The following is a 15,640-nucleotide window of genomic DNA, read 5'->3' as shown; positions in this document are numbered from 1 at the left end:
CCCGACTGGATGTTGGCCGGAAATCGTCCGTTGAGCGATGGTCGACATACGCAATGCGAACGGGCCGTGAATGACGGGGCCGCCAACACGCGCGCCGCCCCGGGGAGTTGATCACCCGGGGCGGCGGCGTGTCCGTGTGGACTGTTCGGCTTACGGGAAGGTGACCTTCCAGCTGTTGATGTAGCCGGTGTCCTGCCGGGCCACGTCCTGGACCCGCAGCTTCCAGGTGCCGTTGGCGACCTCGGAGGAGGCGTTGACCGAGTAGGTCTCCTTGACGTTGTCCGCCGAGTCCGAGGAGCTGGCGGGCTTCAGGGGGTAGACCGTCCCGTCGGGGGCGAGCAGGTCGACCTTCAGGTCACCGCGCCAGGTGTGCACGATGTCGACGCCGACCTTCAGGGCACTGGGCGCGTTGCCGGTGCGGCCGGTGACGTTGACCGAGGAGGTGACCGCGGCGCCGTTGTCCGGAATGGCGACGTCCGTGGTGTTCTCGAAGTCGGTGCCGGGCGTCTCGCCGCCGGGGCGGGCGCCGACGTTCACAGCGGCCCAGGCGTGGGCCACGGCCGCGTACTCGGCGCTGCTGGTGCCGTAGAGCTCACCGGCCACCGCGAGCGTCCCGGTGCGGGCCGCCGCGTAGTTGGTGGTCGTGGTGAACTTCGTGGTGAGCGCCTTGAACCAGATCAGCGACGCCTTGTCCCTGCCGATGCCCGTGACCGGCAGGCCGTCGGAGGTCGGCGAGTCGTACTGGACGCCGTTGATCTCCTTCTTGCCGCTGCCCTCGCTCAGCAGGTAGTAGAAGTGGTTGGCGACACCCGACGAGTAGTGCACGTCGATGTTGCCGATGCCCGAGTACCACGAGTCCTTGGACGAACCGTCCTTGCTCGGCTTGTCCATGTAGCGCAGCGGGGTGCCGTCGCCGTTGATGTCGATCTTCTCGCCGACGTAGTAGTCGCCCTTGTCCTGGGCGTTGTTGGCGTTGAACTCGACGGCGGCCGCGAAGATGTCGGAGGTGGCCTCGTTCAGGCCGCCGGACTCGCCGCTGTAGGTCATGTTGCCGGTCGCGGCCGTCACGCCGTGGGTCATCTCGTGCGCCGCGACGTCGATCGAGGTGAGCGGCTTGGCGTTGCCCGCGCCGTCGCCGTACGTCATGCAGAAGCAGGAGTCCGACCAGAAGGCGTTGACGTAGTTGTTGCCGTAGTGGACCCGCGAGTACGCGCCGACGCCGTCGCCGCGTATGCCGCTGCGGCCGTGCACGTTCTTGTAGTAGTCCCAGGTGAGCGCCGCGCCGTAGTGCGCGTCGGCGCCCGCGGTCTCCAGGTTGGAGGGCAGCCCGTTGCCCCACACGTCGTCGGGGCCCGAGAAGAGGGTGCCTGTGCCGGAGGTGCCGCGGTTCAGGTTGTACGTCTTGTGGTTGCCGCGGGTGGTGTCGGTCAGGGTGTAGTTGGACCCGGACTGCGCCGTCCCCAGCGGGACCTGACCGCTGTACTGGGTGTTGCCGGTGCCGTTCTCGATGCCCTGCCACTGGAAGAGCTTCTTGCCGGTGGCGGCGTCCGTGATGACGTGCAGTTCGTTCGGCGTGCCGTCGTGCTGCAGGCCGCCGACCACGGTCTCGTACGCGAGGACCGGCTCGCCCTTGGCCAGCCACACGACCTTGCGCGGCGCCCGGTCCGCGTCGGTCTTCTTCGAACCCTCGGCCTTCGCGGCGCCCAGCGCCTGCTTCTCCGCGGCCGACGCCTTGATCTCGGCGCTCATGTCGACGCCCTTGAGCTGCGCCTTCACGGCCTTGGTGACGTCCTTGGTCTTCCCCGACTCGGCGCTCTCCACCACCATGTCGCCGCCGAGGACGGGCAGGCCGTCGTAGGTGCGCTCGTAGCGGGTGTGGACGGTGCCGTCACGGTCCTTCGTGACGTCGCGGACGACGAGCTTCTCCTTGGCGCCGAGCCCCAGGTCCTTGGCGGTGTCCGCCTTGGTGGCGTTGGCGTCACGGATGAGCTCCGCGCGCTGGGCGGGGGAGAGCTTGGCGGCGAGCGCGCCCGGGTCGACCTTGCCGAGCTTCTGGGCCGCGGCGGGGCTCGCCTTGGCGGCCGGGTCATCGGCCGAGGCGGGGCCCGCCTGCACGGCGACGGCCAGAAGCGCGGCCACGGCGGAGAGGGCGCCGGCGGCGGTCGCACGCGTGCGGAGCGAACGGGTGCGGGGGGTGTGTCTGTGGGAGGTGCTTCTCAACACGGACTCCTTCTGCGCGGCCGCGGCGGGTGCGCGGCCAGAGCTACCGGACGGCTGGGTCGCCGTCCGGGCAGAGCAAGGCGGAACGCAGAACTGGGCGGTGCACAACGGGTGTTGCGTGAAGAGAGGCCGTCGCCTTGTTGAAAGGCGTGCGACGGTCGAGGGGAAGAGTGACACCGGACCGCCATTGCTGTCAGGAGCGCGTCAATAGTTGGCCGGAAATAGTCCGTTGGCCGGTTGGAGGGGTTCGTTATGCGGTGCGGCACCCTTGCGGCACCCTGAACCCCGCCTACGGGCGCCGGACTCCCTCACGCACCCATCTCGGTCGCGGCGCGGAACTCGTGCGTGGGCCGCGGAAACTCGTCCCACAGGATCTGTGACCGCACCTCGCCGCCGAGGACGGCGACAAGGAAACGGGTCACCGTCATGTCGTACCGCTCCCACTCATCCCCGGACGCGCTGTTGACCATGACGGCCCGGGAGTCCGGATCATCACCCGGCTCCACGAGCCAGTACAGGTACTCCCCGTTGTCCGTGGTCCCCCAGCAGACCAGCCGGTTGCCGTCGGCCTCCATCTCGCTCGGCCTGTCCTCGAACTGCCACAGCGAGGCATTGGCCTCCTCGCGCTCCGCCGACACCTTGAGCAGGTCGTACACGTCGTTGGAACACCCCGGCTCCAGGAGCAGCAGATAGCCGTCGACGAAACCGCCCCCGTACGCCTCGACGAGCTCCCGGTAGTCCGCGGGCAGGGCGACCCCCAGAGCGGCCTCGGCCGCGGTCCAGGCGGGGGCGGGACGCGTGGTGGTGGGCAGCGGCAGCAGGTGGGTGAGGCGACTCAGGTCGGGGGTCACAGGCTCACCACGCTCTCCCGCCATGCGCGATGAAGGTTCGCGAACGAGCCCGAGCTCGCGATGAGTTCCGCGGGGCTGCCGTCCTCCGTCACTCGGCCGTGTTCCATGACGAGTACGCGGTCCGCGATCTCCACCGTGGAGAGGCGGTGGGCGATCACGACGGCTGTGCGGCCGCGCAGCACCGTGTGCATGGCGCGCTGTACGGCCCGCTCGCCCGGGATGTCCAGGGAGCTGGTCGCCTCGTCGAGGATCAGCACCGCGGGGTCGGCGAGGAGTGCTCGCGCGAAGGCGACCAGTTGGCGCTGGCCCGCCGAGATGCGGCCGCCCCGCTTGCGTACGTCCGTGTCGTAGCCGTCGGGGAGCGACGTGATGAAGTCGTGGGCGCCGATGGCCTTCGCGGCGCGTTCGATGTCCGCGCGGGTGGCGTCCGGGCGGCCGATCGCGATGTTCTCCGCGACCGTCCCGGAGAACAGGAACGCCTCCTGGGTCACCATCACCACCCCGCGCCGCAGCTCGGCGCCCGACAGCTCCCGCAGGTCGACGCCGTCCAGGAGGACGCGGCCCTCCGTCGGGTCGTAGAAGCGGGCGAGCAGCTTCGCCAGCGTGGACTTGCCCGCGCCGGTGGTGCCGACCACGGCGACGGTCTGCCCGGCGGGCAGCGTCAGGTCGAAGCGGGGCAGCACCTCGCCGCCCGTGCGGTACGCGAACCGCACACCGTCGAACCGGACCTCGCGGCCCGGGTGGTCCGACTCCAGGGCGGGCAGGGGGCGGGTCGCCGAGGCCTCCGGTTCGGGCACCGTCGGAGTCTGCGCGAGCAGCCCCGCGATCTTCTCCAGGGAAGCGGCCGCCGACTGGTACGAGTTGAGGAACATGCCGAGCCGGTCGATCGGGTCGTACAGGCGCCGCAGATACAGCACGGCGGCGGCCAGCACGCCGAGCGCGAGCCCGCCGTCCGCGACCCGTTGGGCGCCCCACAGGACGATGCCGGCCACGGCAGTGTTCGCGACCAGCCGGGAGCCGACCACATAGCGGGCCATCTCCAGGATCGCGGCGCCGTTGGTCCGCTCGTGCCGCTGGTTGAGCACGGCGAAGTCCGCGTCGTTGGCCCGCTCCCTGCGGAAGGCACGCACCGGCCGGATGCCGTTCATGGTCTCCGCGAACTTCACGATGACGGCGGCGATCGCCGTCGAACGGTCGCGGAACAGGACCGCCGCACGCCGCTGGTAGAGCCGTATGAGGAGGTAGAGCGGCACGAACGACACCACGGCCACCGCGCCGAGCCCGAGATCCAGCCACAGCAGCATCGCCGAGATGTAGACGAACGACAGCAGGACCGTGAGCAGCTCTTGGAGGCCTTCGCTGAGCAGCTCGCGCAGTGACTCGACGTCGGTGGTGGAGCGGGAGATGAGCCGGCCCGAGGTGTACCGCTCGTGGAAGTCGACGCTGAGCGCCTGCGCGTGCCGGAAGATGCGGCCGCGCAGGTCGAGCAGTACGTCCTGGTTCACGCGCGCGGAGGCGACGATGAACGCGTACTGGAGGGCGCCGGAGGCGGCCGCGCAGCACAGGTAGCCGACGCCGACCGCGATCAGCGGGCCGTAGTCGTCGGCGCGCACGGCGGGCACGCCGCGGTCGATGGCGTACGCGACGAGCAGCGGGCCCGCCTGCACCACGGCCTGCTGGACGAGGAGCAGCACGGCGGCCAGCGTGACGCGGCCGCGCAGCGGTGACAGCAGGGAGAGGAGCAGGGTGCGGGTGGCGCCCGGGGGCGCGGGCAACTCGTCCTTGTCGAAGGGATCCTCCGCCCCGGCCGCCCGGCCGACGGCGAGATCCGGCTCCTCTGGGTCGGGCCCTACGGCCTTCTCCCGGACAGGCGTCGACGAGGTCATCGGGGGGCCTCCTGGGAGGGGTGGGGAGCGGTGCCTGTGGGGTGTGCCTCGGGGGCTGCACCGGGTGGGTGGGTGGCGTCGGTGATGGAGTGGGAGGGGTCGGCGATGGGGGCGGGGGCTTCTGCTCCCGACATCAGCCACGCGTACTCCGCGTTCTCCCGCAGCAGTTCCTGGTGCGTGCCGACTGCGGCGACGCGGCCGCCCGACAGCAGGGCGACCCGGTCCGCGAGCAGCACCGTGGAAGGGCGGTGGGCGACGATCAGTGCGGTCGTGTCCGCGAGGACCCGCCGCAGCGCCGCCTCCACCAGCGCCTCCGTATGGACGTCGAGGGCCGACAGCGGGTCGTCGAGGACCAGGAAGCGGGGGCGGCCCACCACCGCGCGGGCCAGGGCGAGGCGTTGGCGCTGGCCGCCGGAGAGGCTCAGGCCCTGCTCGCCGACCTGCGTGTCGGTGCCGTGCGGCAACGCGTACGCGAAGTCGGCCTGCGCCACGTCGAGCGCGCGGGCCAACTCGGCTTCCCCGGCGGCTTCCCCGGCGGCTTCGCCGGTGGCTTCTCCGGCGCCCATGAGGACGTTCTCACCGACCGTCGCGGAGAACAGCGTGGGCTCTTCGAAGGCGACGGCCACGAGCGTACGGAGGCGCTCGCGGTCCATCGCCGTGATGTCCTCGCCGTCCAGGGTGATGCGGCCGCCGGTCACCTCGTGCAGCCGGGGCACCAGCGCGGTCAGCGTCGTCTTGCCGCTGCCGGTCGCGCCGACGATCGCCATCGTCTCGCCGGAGCGGATGTGCAGGTCGATGCGGGCGAGCACGGGGGGCGCGTCCGGCACCGCGTCGGGATAACGGAACTCCACACCGTGGAAGCGCAGACCGCCACCGTCAGCGGCACCCACCTCATGACCGCCGTCATCCGACGCGGCTGCCTCTCGACGGGCCCCCGACTCCGGCGCGACGACCTCCCGACGTGCCGCCCCCACCCCCTCCGGCTCCGCATCCAGCACCTCGAAATACCGCTCCGTGGCCGTCGCAGACTCCTGGCTCATCGCGAGCAGGAAACCGATCGACTCCACCGGCCACCGCAGCGCCAGCGCCGTCGACAGGAACGCGACCAGCGTGCCCGCCGAAAGACCGCCGTCCGCGACCCGCACCGTGCCGATCACCAGCGCCGCCCCGATCGCGATCTCCGGCAGCGTCATGATCACCGCGTAGATCGCGGCGAGGATCCGCGCCTTGGCCAGCTCCGTGCCGCGCAGCGTGTGCGAGAGCTCGCGGAACGCCCGCGCCTGACTGCGGTGGCGGCCGAAGCCCTTGATGATGCGGATGCCGAGCACGCTCTCCTCGACGACCGTCGTCAGGTCCCCGACCTGGTCCTGCGCGCGCCGCGCCACGGCGGTGTACCGCCCCTCGTAGTACGCGAGGGCCATCACCATCGGCGCCACGGGCGCGAGCAGCACAAGCCCGAGCGTGAAGTCCTGCCCGAGCAGGATGATCACGCCGACCACGATGGTCGCGCCGTTGACCAGCAGGAACGTCAGCGGGAAGGCGAGGAACATACGCAGCAGCATCAGATCCGTCGTCCCGCGCGAAAGGAGCTGTCCGGACGCCCACCGGTCGTGGAAGGCCACCGGCAGCCGCTGCAGATGGCGGTAGAGGTCGGCCCGCATCGCCGCCTCGACGCCCGCGAGGGGCCGGGCCACCAGCCACCTCCGCAGGCCGAACAGCAGCGCCTCCGTGACACCGAGCAGCAGGAGCAGCAGCGCCCCGAGCCACACCCCCGCCGAGTCCCGGTCGGCCACCGGTCCGTCGACCATCCACTTCAGTACGAGCGGGAACACGAGGCCCGTACAGGAGGCGACGATCGCGACAACCGCCGCGACGACGAGGCGAGTTCGCACCGGGCGCACGTACGGCCAGAGGCGCAACAGGGTCCGTACGGTGGACCGATCCTTGGCAGGGGCATCTGATTTCGGCATCAGTGGCGAGCCTACGGATCGCCACTGACACAGCCCACCGAGTTTCGGACCACGACCCCGGACGCACCGATGCCGCCGAACCCCTCCGGGCCCGGCGGCATCCTCTGTGGGACAGGGGCCTACGCCTGCTGCCAGAGCGCCGGCGTGTTCGGCGGCTCCCAGCCCGGCTGCGCCTGGTGCGGCTGGAGGCAGCGGTACGTCGACCCGCCGTAGGTGACCGTGTCACCCGCCGCGTACACCTTGCCCGCGGCCCACGTGCCGCCCGGCTCGGGGTCACCCGGGCCCGGGTCGCCGCCGCCGGTGGTCTTCAGCGTCAGGCCGAACTGCTGCAGCAGCGGATTGATCGGCTGGTGGTACGTCGTGCCACCGCTGCGGCAGTTGCCCGAGCCGCCCGAAGTGACGCCCTGCGCCTGGCTTCCCGATATGTAGGAGCCGCCCGAGTCGCCGGGCTCCGCGCACACCGTCGTCCTGGTCACCCCGCTGATGGTGCCCTCGGGGTAGGTGACGCTGGTGTTGTGCTGCGAGATCGTGCCGCAGTGCCACCCCGTAGTGGAGCCGGACCGGCAGATCGACGCACCCACCGGGGACTGTGTGGAGCCCCCGACGCCGACCCGCTGGCCGCCTTGGCCCTTCACGTACGGGGTGGCGGTCCACTGGGCGTTCGTGGCGACCCAGGCCATGTCCCTGCCGGGGAAGATGGACGCCTGGAACGTGCCCTGGGCCACCTGGTTGTAGCCGGTGGTCGCCGTGCCCGCGCGCCCGCAGTGGCCCGCCGTGGCGAAGCCCTGCTGGGTGCCCCTGGTGATGGAGAAGCCGATGGAGCAGCGGCCGCCCATGTAGTACGGGTCGCCGCCCACGAGGTCGTACAGCGGCCGCGGCCGCTCCGCCGTCCTCGTCGTGCGTACGAGGGATGAGTCCACGTCCGCCGCGGCGACGAGGGACTTCGCGGCACCGGCCTTCACGGCGCCCACCACGACGGCGTTGGACCGCACGTCGACGTACCAGACCGGGGCGTCGCGCGTCGCGACCTTCTTCGCCGCGCGGTCCAGCTTGGCCTTCGCCGCGTCCAGTCGGGCCAGCGAGTGCTCGACGACACGGGCCTGCGCGCCCCGGGCCTCGATCACGGGGACGTCGGCGGCGTCCGTGGTGGCCACGGTGAGCTTCGCGGACGTGGCGCCGTGCACCCAGGCGCCCGCGAAGTCACGGCCGAGCGCGTTCCGCAGGCGTCCCGCGTCGGCGCCGGCCTCGGCCTCGTTGACCAGACGAGCCTCGGCCTGCGCCGACGTGAGGCCGAGGTCGCGCTGCATGGCCTTCAAGACTCCGGGAGAGGTCTTGTCGACGGCGGCGCTCTCGGCGGGGGAGAGCGAGGGGGCGGCGGCCGGGGAAGCGGGGGAGGCGGCCGCGGCGCCGGGCAGACCGGCGAAGACGAGCGCGCCGGCCGCGGTGACCGCGGCACAGGCGGCGGCGAGTCGTCTGTGATGGGTGGGGAGCATGCGGGGGACTCCTCGGGGTGCGAGGGATGAGCGGGGATCGCCCACACCGTAGAAGCCTCAACAGCCCCTCAACAGCTGTCACTCGACCCCCGTACCCGACGTTATGGAAGCGGCACCGCCCCGGTGGCAACCGCCGATCCCGTGACAGCGGCTCGGCGCGTCACTGCTGCGGCGGCGACGGAGCCGCGAGCCACGCCGTATAGCTGTCGCTGCGTGCGGCGGCCTCCGCGTGGGCCGCACGGGCCAGGGCGAACACCGCCGCCGCCGTGTCGTGGGCCGGGGCCGCGGGATGCCAGCCGAGCAGATGGCGCCAGTACAGCGGCGCCCCCGACAGCGGCCTCGTCACCAGCCCCGGGGTCGGCGGGAACGTCGCCCGGCACAGCCCCACCGCCCGCCCCACCTGCACCAGATGCACGCAGGACGCGACATCCGTCTCGTACACCCGCGACGGCGTGAACCCCGCCCGCGCGCACGCCGCGGAGAAGCAGTCCGCGAAACAGCCGTCGCCCGGCACGTCCGTCCACGCCTCGTCCGCGAGCCGCGCCAGGTCGATCTCCTGGTGGCCGGCCAGCGGGTGGCCGGTCGGCAGCATGACGAAGACCGGGTCGCGGGCCACCTCGCGCCACACCAGGAGGTCGCTCTCCGGCGGGGCGCTCGCCCCGCACGTGCCGACCAGCGCGAAGTCGAGGCGTCCTGCCGCCGTGCGCGCCGCGATCTCCCGCTCCGACCAGGAGGTGTGGGTGGTCACCCGCACCCCCGGATACGCGGCGGCGAGCCGGTCCACCAGCGCGCCGAGCAGCGGCCCGTGAATGCCGCCGAGCCGGAACCCCGTCCCGTCCTCCCAGTCCCGCGCGAACCGCTGCGCCTCCTCCCGCAGCCCCGTCACCGCGGGCAGCACCACCCGGGCCCGCGCCAGCACGAACTCGCCGAGCGCGGTGGCCCGCACCCCGTGCCGCCCCCTCTCGAAGAGCTCACCGCCGAGGGCGCGCTCGATCCGCTTCAGCTGCGCGCTCAGAGCGGGCTGCGCGAGCCCGAGCGCGGTGGCGGCCTTGGTCAGGCTGCCCGCGTCGGCGATCGCCCGGATCGTCTTCAGGTGCCGCAACTCCAGGTCCATAAGCCGAGCTTGGGGTCCCCCGTGGGCCGGGGCAATACTCAGGTACGGACCAGAACTGACCATGTGCCCGTCAACTGCCGGACACCCTCAGGAGCACCACCGACCGCTCCGCCACCGTCATCGCGTCACCCGCCCGGTGCACGGTCCCGGGCGCGGCGGCCTGGTCCTCCAGGGAGGTGTCGACCACGACCTCGTACGCCTCGGCCCACGGCGGCCCCGGCAGCACGAAGGACGCCGGCTCCTGCGCGGCGTGCAGGACGGCGAGGAAACTGTCGTCGACGACGGGCGCGCCGCGGGCGTCGCGGCCGGGGATGTCGCGCCCCGACAGATACATGCCGAGCGTCGCCGTCGGCGCGTACCAGTCGGACTCCGTCATCTCCGCGCCGCCCGCCGTGAACCACGCCAGGTCCCGCAGCCCGTCCGCCGAGTGGGCGCGCCCCGAGAAGAACGACCTGCGCCGCAGCACCGGATGGCGCAGCCGCAGCTCGATCAGCCGCGCCGTCAGCGCGCACAGCTCCCGCCACCCCGGCTCCTCCCTCAGCCCCCAGTCGACCCAGCTGACCTCGTTGTCCTGGCAGTACGCGTTGTTCGAGCCGCGCTGCGTACGCCCCATCTCGTCGCCCGCGACCAGCATCGGCACCCCGGTCGAAAGGAGCAGCGTCGTCATCAGGTTGCGCAGCTGGCGCCGCCGCAGCGCCGTGATGTCCGCGTCGTCCGTCTCGCCCTCGGCGCCGCAGTTCCAGGACCGGTTGTCGTCGGAGCCGTCCCGGTTGCCCTCGCCGTTGGCCTCGTTGTGCTTCCTCTCGTACGTCACGAGGTCCCGCAGCGTGAAACCGTCGTGCGCCGTCACGAAGTTCACCGATGCGTACGGCCTGCGCCCGCCCCATGCGTACAGATCGCTCGACCCGGAGAGCCGGTACCCCAGATCGCGTACGTCCGGCAGCGCGCCCCGCCAGAAGTCCCGCACCGCACCCCGGTAGCGGTCGTTCCACTCCGTCCACAGCGGGGGGAACGCCCCGACCTGATAGCCGCCCGAGCCCACGTCCCACGGCTCGGCGATCAGCTTCACGCGCCGGAGCACCGGGTCCTGCGCGATCACCGCGAGGAACGGCGAGAGCATGTCGACGTCGTGGAACGAGCGCGCGAGCGCCGCCGCCAGATCGAAGCGGAAGCCGTCCACGCCCATCTCCGTCACCCAGTACCGCAGCGAGTCCGTGATGAGGCGCAGCACGTGCGGCTGGACGACCTGCAGCGTGTTCCCGCAGCCCGTGTAGTCCGCGTACCGCCGCGCGTCGCCCGGCTGCAGCCGGTAGTAGCCGCGGTTGTCGATGCCTTTCAGGGACAGCATCGGACCGAGCTCGCCCGCCTCCGCCGTGTGGTTGTAGACCACGTCCAGGATCACCTCGATCCCGGCCTCGTGCAGCGCCCGCACCATCCGCTTGAACTCGCCGACCTGCTGGCCCGTCGTCCCCGACGCCGCGTACGCCGCGTGCGGGGCGAAGTAGCCGATCGAGTTGTAGCCCCAGTAGTTGCGAAGGCCCCGCCGCAGCAGATGGTCCTCGTGCGCGAACTGGTGCACCGGAAGCAGCTCGACGGCCGTCACCCCGAGACGTACGAGATGGTCGAGCGCGGCAGGATGCGCGAGGCCCGCGTACGTACCCCGCAGCTCCTCGGGAACCCCCGGGTGCAGCTTCGTGAAGCCGCGCACGTGCAGTTCATAGATGACCGAGTCCGCCCACGGCGTCTTCGGGCGCCGGTCGTCCGCCCACTCGTCGTCCGGCGCGTCGTCGTGCACGACCACACCCTTCGGGACGTACGGCGCCGAGTCCCTGTCGTCGCGGACCGTGTCCGCCACATGCTGCTGGGGCCAGTCCCGCACATGCCCGTACACCTCGGCGGGCAGCCGGCCGTAGTCGTTGCCCGGGCCGCCGTCCACCGCACGCGCGTACGGATCGAGGAGCAGCTTCGCCGGGTTCCAGCGGGCGCCCGTCCAGGGGTCCCAGCGGCCGTGCACGCGGTACCCGTACCGCTGCCCGGGGCGTACGCCCGGCACGAAACCGTGCCAGATCTCGTGCGTCAGCTCGGTCAGCGGACAGCGCGTCTCGACGGTCCTGCCGCCCTCCGAGTCGAACAGACACAGCTCCACCGCCTCCGCCCCGCCCGCCCACAGCGCGAAGTTGGTGCCCGCCACCCCGTCGGGCCCGACCCGGAACCGGGCCCCGAGCGGCGTCGGCGCCCCCGGCCACACCGGCCGGGTCGGCGCGGCACGCGGCGCCGCCCGCCTGCTCCCGTTCACCGAGGGGGCGGGCCGCCCGGTCGTGCCGCGCCCCGTCGCCCGCCCCGCCCGCACTGCCTCCTGCACTGCCTCTTGCTCGGCTGCGCTCGACACCTGTCGGCCTCCCGGCGGCTCCGTCGGTCGACGCGCGAAGAAGGGCGTGCGGCGTCCCGGCCGCGGCTCCCCCCGCGTCGTCCTCTCCATGGTTCTGCCCACCGTGCGCGTCGCACTCACGTTTCCCCGGCAGGGGGACGGTCGTTGGGACCCACGTGAGACAGGATGCGAGGCGCGCACGGCGCGCAGGGGCCGTGCTGGCCGCGGTACTGACATGGGCGGGCCTGCTGGCCGGGGCGACGGGCTGCGCCACCGGTGGAGCCGACGGATTCATGGGGAAGCCGCGCTCGCCCGCGGACGCGATCCGGGTGTCACCGGGCGACGACAGCAAGGGGGTCAAGCCGGACGAACGCATCGAGGTGAAGGTGCCCAGCGGCCGCCTGGAGTCGGTGAAGGTGGTCCGGACGCAGGACGCGCAGAAGTTCGACGTGCCGGGCCGCATCGACGAGGACGGCATGACCTGGCGCCCCCTCGACGACGGCCCGCTCGCGCTCGCCGCCACGTACAAGGTCGACGCCGTCGCCCTGGACGGCCACGGCCGCCGCTCCGCCCGGCACACCACCTTCCGGACGTACGTCCCCGACGAGCGCTTCACCGGATACGTCGCGCCGGAGAACCGCTCCACCGTCGGCACCGGAATGATCGTCTCCCTGGAGTTCAACCGGGAGATCGAGAACCGCGCGGCCGTCCAGCGCGCCATCCACGTCACCGCGCGGCCGGCCGTCGAGATCCGCCCGCACTGGTTCGGCAAGACCCGTGTGGACTTCCGCCCCGAGAAGTACTGGAAGCCCGGCACCAAGGTCACCGTCGGCCTGCACCTGCGGGACGTCGAGGCCGCCCCCGGGGTCTACGGCCTCCAGGACAAGACCTTCACCTTCACGGTCGGCCGCCACCAGGAGTCCCTCGTCGACGCCCGCGAACACACCATGGAGGTGCGCCGCGACGGCGAGCTGCTCTCCACCGTGCCGATCACCGCGGGTGCCCCGAAGACCACCACGTACAACGGAAAGATGGTGGTGACGGAGATGCTGGAGGTGACCCGCATGAACAGCCGCACCGTCGGCTTCGGCGGCGAGTACGACATCCCCGACGTGCCGCACGCCATCCGTCTGACGACCTCCGGCACCTTCCTGCACGGCAACTACTGGGCACCGGACGCCCCCGGCAACACGAATGTGAGCCACGGCTGCGTGGGCCTGCGCGACGTGAAGGGCGGCAGCTCGAGCACCCCCGCCGGCTGGTTCTTCGACCGGACCCTCATCGGTGACGTCGTCGAGGTGGTCAACAGCGATGACAAGAAAGTCGCTCCCGACAACGGCCTCGGTGGCTGGAACATGGAGTGGAAGGACTGGGTGAGGAACAGCTGATCCCCCGGCGGGTCGCCCAGGTGACCGCCGGGTGACCGGCGGACGACCACCAGGTGATCATGGACCGTCCGCACCCCACGGGCAGTTGGAACGGAACGGTGACATTGGCGGGGAGTCATCGCCCGGAGCCGTGTGGTTATCTATCGCTTGCGCGTGTCTGAAACGCGCAGGTGCACTGGGGTGCGGGCCTGGATCCAGGCCGTGCGAGGGGAGACAACATCTTGAACGGGCGACCGATATCGGGGGCGTCGGTTGGCGCGCGGCTGCGCGCGCGGCGGCGGGGCGCCAGGGGACTGACGGCGGTGGCGTCGGGGGCGGCGCTGCTGTTCGTCGCGGCATGTGGCGGGGGCGGCTCGGACTCGGGCGGCGACGGCAAGGGCGAGGCGGACAAGAACGCCCCCTCGGCGGCCGTCGTGACGATAGCCCCGAAGAACGGTGCGAAGGCGGTCGCCACCAGCGGCGCCCTCAAGATAGGCGCCGACAAGGGCAAGCTGTCCGAGGTCAAGGTCGAGGACAGCAAGGGCAATCCGGTGCCGGGCAGGATAACCGGGGGCGGCACCAGCTGGACGCCCGCGCACCACCTCGCGGCCGCCACGCAGTACAAGGTCCACGCGGTGGCGAAGGACTCCGAGGGCCGCGCCTCTGCCAAGGACACCTCCTTCACGACGCTGACCCCGAAGAACACCTTCATCGGCCAGTTCACCCCGGAGGACGGCTCGAAGGTCGGCGTCGGAATGCCGTTCTCGGTCAACTTCACACGGGGCATCACCGATCCGGAGGCCGTCGAGAAGGCCATCGAGATCAAGACCGAGCCGTCCGTGCCGGTCGAGGGCCACTGGTTCGGCAACGACCGTCTCGACTTCCGCCCGGAGAAGTACTGGAAGGCCGGCACGAAGGTCACCGTCAAGCTCAACCTCGACGGCGTCGAGGGCCGCCCGGGCGTCTACGGCAAGCAGGCCAAGACGCTGAGCTTCACCATCGGCCGCAGCCAGGTCTCCACCGTCGACGCCAAGACGCACCAGATGAAGGTCGTCCGCGACGGCAAGCAGATCAAGAAGATCCCGATCACCGCGGGCGCCCCCGGCACCACCACGTACAACGGCGAGATGGTCATCAGCGAGAAGCTGAAGGTGACCCGGATGAACGGCGAGACCGTCGGCTTCGGCGGCGAGTACGACATCAAGGACGTCCCGCACGCGATGCGCCTGTCGACCTCCGGCACGTTCATCCACGGCAACTACTGGGCGGGCGGCGTCTTCGGCAACACCAACGCCAGCCACGGCTGCATAGGCCTGAGCGACGTGCGCGGCGGCTACAGCAAGAAGACACCCGCCGGCTGGTTCTTCGAGAACTCGATGATCGGCGACCTCGTCGTCGTGAAGAACTCCGCCGACAAGAAGATCCAGCCGGAGAACGGCTACAACGGCTGGAACATGTCCTGGGAGAAGTGGAAGGCATAACCCCCCGCTCCCGCTGAACATGAGGGCCCGGCGCACTGTGACCAAGTGCACCGGGCCCCTCCGCGTTAACCCCCGCTAACGTGCCTGTCATGACTGCACACCTCGAAGTCGCCGAAGGCGTCGGCACGATCCGACTCGACCGTCCCCCGATGAACGCCCTGGACATCGCCACCCAGGACCGCCTCAAGGAGCTCGCCGAAGAGGCCACGCGCCGCGCCGACGTGCGCGCCGTGGTGATCTACGGCGGCGAGAAGGTGTTCGCGGCGGGCGCGGACATCAAGGAGATGCAGGCCATGGACCACGCGGCCATGGTCGTGCGCTCCGGCGCCCTCCAGGAGTCCTTCACCGCCGTGGCCCGCATCCCCAAGCCCGTCGTCGCCGCCGTCACCGGCTACGCGCTGGGCGGCGGCTGCGAGCTCGCGCTCTGCGCCGACTTCCGCATCGCCGCCGACAACGCGAAGCTCGGCCAGCCGGAGATCCTGCTCGGCCTCATCCCCGGCGCGGGCGGCACCCAGCGCCTGTCCCGCCTGGTCGGCCCGTCCAAGGCCAAGGACCTCATCTTCACCGGCCGCCACGTCAAGGCGGAGGAGGCGCTCACCATCGGCCTGGTGGACCGCGTCGTACCCGCCGCCGAGGTGTACGAGCAGGCGCACGCCTGGGCCGCGCGCCTCGCGCAGGGCCCGGCTATCGCACTGCGCGCCGCCAAGGAGTCCATCGACGCGGGCCTGCAGACCGACATCGACACCGGCCTGGCCATCGAACGCACCTGGTTCGCGGCGCTGTTCGCCACCGAGGACCGCGAGCGGGGGATGCGGAGCTTCGTCGAGGAGGGCCCGGGCAAGGCCAAGTTCGTCTGAACTCGGCCCCGAATGCGTTCCGTTGAACGTACG

General features: G+C 71.5%; 10 protein-coding genes. 3 read left to right on the top strand and 7 right to left on the bottom strand.

Going from position 1 to position 15,640, the window contains the following annotated elements; genetic code table 11:
* Nucleotides 1–150: 150 nt before the first annotated feature.
* The 7 genes from ACZ56E_RS29785 to glgX form a co-directional block, all read right to left on the bottom strand.
* Complete coding sequence (locus ACZ56E_RS29785) at nt 151–2,223, bottom strand: M4 family metallopeptidase (protein ID WP_471218824.1); 2,073 nt, start codon at nt 2,221–2,223, stop codon at nt 151–153.
* 305 nt (nt 2,224–2,528) lie between these two features.
* Complete coding sequence (locus ACZ56E_RS29780; protein WP_471218822.1) at nt 2,529–3,071, bottom strand: SMI1/KNR4 family protein; 543 nt, start codon at nt 3,069–3,071, stop codon at nt 2,529–2,531.
* Nucleotides 3,068–4,957, bottom strand: coding sequence for an ABC transporter ATP-binding protein (locus ACZ56E_RS29775; protein WP_471218820.1), 1,890 nt, complete (start codon nt 4,955–4,957; stop codon nt 3,068–3,070). The genes ACZ56E_RS29780 and ACZ56E_RS29775 overlap by 4 nt, the downstream gene beginning before the upstream one ends.
* Nucleotides 4,954–6,927: an ABC transporter ATP-binding protein gene (locus ACZ56E_RS29770; RefSeq protein WP_471218818.1), complete on the bottom strand. Its 1,974-nt coding sequence runs from the start codon at nt 6,925–6,927 to the stop codon at nt 4,954–4,956. Before ACZ56E_RS29770 ends, ACZ56E_RS29775 begins: the two co-directional genes overlap by 4 nt.
* Before the next feature lie 119 nt (nt 6,928–7,046).
* Nucleotides 7,047–8,420, bottom strand: coding sequence for a carbohydrate-binding protein (locus tag ACZ56E_RS29765; protein ID WP_471218816.1), 1,374 nt, complete (start codon nt 8,418–8,420; stop codon nt 7,047–7,049).
* A 160-nt stretch (nt 8,421–8,580) separates the two neighbouring features.
* Nucleotides 8,581–9,534: a LysR family transcriptional regulator gene (locus tag ACZ56E_RS29760; RefSeq protein ID WP_471218814.1), complete on the bottom strand. Its 954-nt coding sequence runs from the start codon at nt 9,532–9,534 to the stop codon at nt 8,581–8,583.
* Nucleotides 9,535–9,604: 70 nt separating this feature from the next.
* Complete coding sequence (gene glgX / locus ACZ56E_RS29755) at nt 9,605–11,923, bottom strand: glycogen debranching protein GlgX (protein ID WP_471218812.1); 2,319 nt, start codon at nt 11,921–11,923, stop codon at nt 9,605–9,607.
* Between the two features lie 272 nt (nt 11,924–12,195).
* Between glgX and ACZ56E_RS29750 the strand changes: the two genes are divergently transcribed.
* The 3 genes from ACZ56E_RS29750 (at nt 12,196) to ACZ56E_RS29740 (ending at nt 15,607) form a co-directional block, all read left to right on the top strand.
* Nucleotides 12,196–13,290, top strand: a complete 1,095-nt coding sequence (locus ACZ56E_RS29750; RefSeq protein WP_468608681.1) for a L,D-transpeptidase — start codon at nt 12,196–12,198, stop codon at nt 13,288–13,290.
* Between the two features lie 221 nt (nt 13,291–13,511).
* Complete coding sequence (locus ACZ56E_RS29745; RefSeq protein ID WP_471218810.1) at nt 13,512–14,750, top strand: L,D-transpeptidase; 1,239 nt, start codon at nt 13,512–13,514, stop codon at nt 14,748–14,750.
* Between the two features lie 89 nt (nt 14,751–14,839).
* Nucleotides 14,840–15,607 carry an enoyl-CoA hydratase/isomerase family protein gene (locus ACZ56E_RS29740; RefSeq protein WP_471218808.1) on the top strand — a complete coding sequence of 256 codons (768 nt, stop codon included), beginning with the start codon at nt 14,840–14,842 and terminating at the stop codon, nt 15,605–15,607.
* Nucleotides 15,608–15,640 lie beyond the last annotated feature (33 nt).

Source organism: Streptomyces sp. NPDC039480 (genome assembly GCF_055597165.1).
The sequence above is the reverse complement of the archived record's forward strand: the minus strand, read 5'-3'. Positions and strand labels throughout refer to the sequence as shown.

Excerpts from the sequence above, each read along its gene's own strand:
- ACZ56E_RS29775 (WP_471218820.1), bottom strand. The coding sequence starts at position 4,957 with ATGACCTCGTCGACGCCTGTCCGGGAGAAGGCCGTAGGGCCCGACCCA.
- ACZ56E_RS29770 (WP_471218818.1), bottom strand. The coding sequence starts at position 6,927 with ATGCCGAAATCAGATGCCCCTGCCAAGGATCGGTCCACCGTACGGACC.
- ACZ56E_RS29765 (WP_471218816.1), bottom strand. The coding sequence starts at position 8,420 with ATGCTCCCCACCCATCACAGACGACTCGCCGCCGCCTGTGCCGCGGTC.
- ACZ56E_RS29760 (WP_471218814.1), bottom strand. The coding sequence starts at position 9,534 with ATGGACCTGGAGTTGCGGCACCTGAAGACGATCCGGGCGATCGCCGAC.
- ACZ56E_RS29750 (WP_468608681.1), top strand. The coding sequence starts at position 12,196 with ATGGGGAAGCCGCGCTCGCCCGCGGACGCGATCCGGGTGTCACCGGGC.
- ACZ56E_RS29740 (WP_471218808.1), top strand. The coding sequence starts at position 14,840 with ATGACTGCACACCTCGAAGTCGCCGAAGGCGTCGGCACGATCCGACTC.